The 2,415-nt window shown below is 40.4% G+C and carries 1 protein-coding gene; it reads right to left on the bottom strand.

Annotation, left to right across the window (positions count from 1 at the left end; all coding sequences use genetic code 11):
* Window positions 1–2,415: eIF2A-related protein (locus tag BBROOKSOX_RS10060; protein WP_445013902.1), on the bottom strand; the 2,415-nt coding region annotated here is incomplete at both ends.

Genomic DNA, 2,415 nt, shown 5'->3' with positions numbered 1-2,415 from the left:
ATAGTTGTTGTAATTGCCAAGAGGATTGGGCAGGTGATAATTGCCAAATACAAATTTCCATTGAAGCAGAGACAATCTGTTTGCCATCTGGGCTGAAATTTGCACTTGAAACCAAGGTCGTATGCCCAATAAAAGTTTGTAGACAATTGCCTGCTAAATCCCAAAGTTTGAGGCTCTTATCCGCTGAGGCAGAGACAATCTGTTTGCCATCTGGGCTGAAATTTGCACTTACAACCCCAGCCGTATGCCCAATAAAAGTTTGCAGACAATTACCCGCTAAATCCCAAAGTTTGAGGTTGTTATCCCATGAGGCAGAGACAATCTGTTTACCATCTGGGCTAAAATTTACACTCGAAACCGCATCCGTATGTCCAACAAAAGTTTGCCGACAATTGCCTGCTAAATCCCAAAGTTTGAGGCTCTTATCCCATGAGGCAGAGACAATCTGCTTGCCATCTGGGCTGAAATTTGCACTTAAAACCACAGCCGTATGCCCAACAAAAGTTTGTAGACAATTGCCTGCTAAATCCCAAAGTTTGAGGCTCTTATCCCATGAGGCAGAGACAATCTGTTTTCCATCTGGGCTAAAATTTGTACTTGAAGCCCTAGCCGTATGCCCAACAAAAGTTTGCAGACAATTACCTGCTAAATCCCAAAGTTTGAGGTTATTATCCATTGAGGCAGAGACAATCTGTTTGCCATCTGGGCTGAAATTTGCACTTGAAACCTCAGCTGTATGCCCAACAAAAGTTTGTAGACAATTGCCTGCTAAATCCCAAAGTTTGAGGTTATTATTCACTGAAGCAGAGACAATCTGTTTGCCATCTGGGCTGAAATTTGCACTCGAAACCTCAGCTGTATGTCCAACAAAAGTTTGCAGACAATTGCCTGCTAAATCCCAAAGTTTGAGGCTCTTATCCCATGAGGCAGAGACAATCTGTTTTCCATCTGGGCTGAAATTTGCACTCGAAACCTCAGCTGTATGTCCAACAAAAGTTTGCAGACAATTGCCTGCTAAATCCCAAAGTTTGAGGCTCTTATCCCATGAGGCAGAGACAATCTGTTTTCCATCTGGGCTGAAATTTGCACTCGAAACCTCAGCCGTATGCCCAACAAAAGTTTGTAGACAATTGCCTGCTAAATCCCAAAGTTTGAGGTTTTTATCCGCTGAGGCAGAGACAATCTGTTTGCCATCTGGGCTGAAATTTGCACTCAAAACTTTATCCGTATGCCCAGTTTGCATAAAACCCAATACTTTAAGTTCAGCGATTGACTTTACAGCATTAACTTTGCACTGTGCCTCATAAATATGCCAATCCAACTGTGCAGACAGTTCTGTATATTGAAATAGAAATTGGCACTGCGTTAATGTCCATTGATACAAGCCTGAGGTTAACACCGAGTCGGGCTTTGCTTTAAAATCACTGTGTAGCGTTTGTATCTGACTATGACGCCAAATAGATTTGTTTAAATTACTTGCTGTTAACTGTAATTCGCCAATAGTTACTGCCGTCCATTCACTGGCAAATAATTCTGTGGCATTAATCACAAGGCGTTGGCAGTTTAAGCCAAAAACGGTTATTTCTTGCAGTTTTAACTGGCTTAATTGCACCACTTCAAACACTGGCACAGATATTTGATGCTTGTGCATTGTGCTAACAATGTCTAATGCCAAGCGAGCAACAGGCGTTGTGCTTGCCTGCTCCAAGGTGTGGATTAACACCTGATGCAAGCGGGTTATTTCTTTGCTAGACAACAAAACAATGCCATCCAAAATAAATTGCCGAGTCAAAGTTGAAATATTTTCCTCTAAAGTCATTAAACCTGTTGTTTGCCATTCTTTGGTTAATTTTTGAGCAATAAAAAATTCCTGCATTGAAGTGTGAGTAAAGCCAAAATCCGCTTCTGCAAAACGCACTAATAAAGTGGAATTGCGTAAATCTTGCTCTAATTCTGCATTACTAATGTTCTTGTATTGTGCGTATAAATCTGCATCTTGGTGTAACCAGTGCTGATACCAATCATTTAAGTCATCAATGGGCAAAACCTGTTCTTTGTTTTGCCATAAATAATAAGCCAAATCTTGCAATAGTGTCTTTTTATGGCGTAGGCTCAATACATGTTTCTCATCATCTCTTCTGAGTGTATCCTCAATCAGTGCTTGATAGAAACTGGTTGAATTAATGTGTTTGAGTTGCTTTAATGCTGATAAAATTTCAGCGATTTTATTTAGCAGAAAAGGGCGACTTGCCAAGCCTGATAAATAATGATTGTTGCTAATAAATTTAAAAACAAGTGCGCTATCCTGCTCACCCAGTTGTTTTTTTAACATTGATTGAATTTGCGTTGAATTAAAAGGGAGAATTTCCATAGCACGATAATCCTGTTGTGCGGAATTGTCCCTACCTAAGCCAC

The sequence above is a fragment of the bacterium endosymbiont of Bathymodiolus sp. 5 South genome (assembly GCF_900128535.1).
Lineage (GTDB): Bacteria > Pseudomonadota > Gammaproteobacteria > PS1 > Pseudothioglobaceae > Thiodubiliella.
The sequence above is the reverse complement of the archived record's forward strand: the minus strand, read 5'-3'. Positions and strand labels throughout refer to the sequence as shown.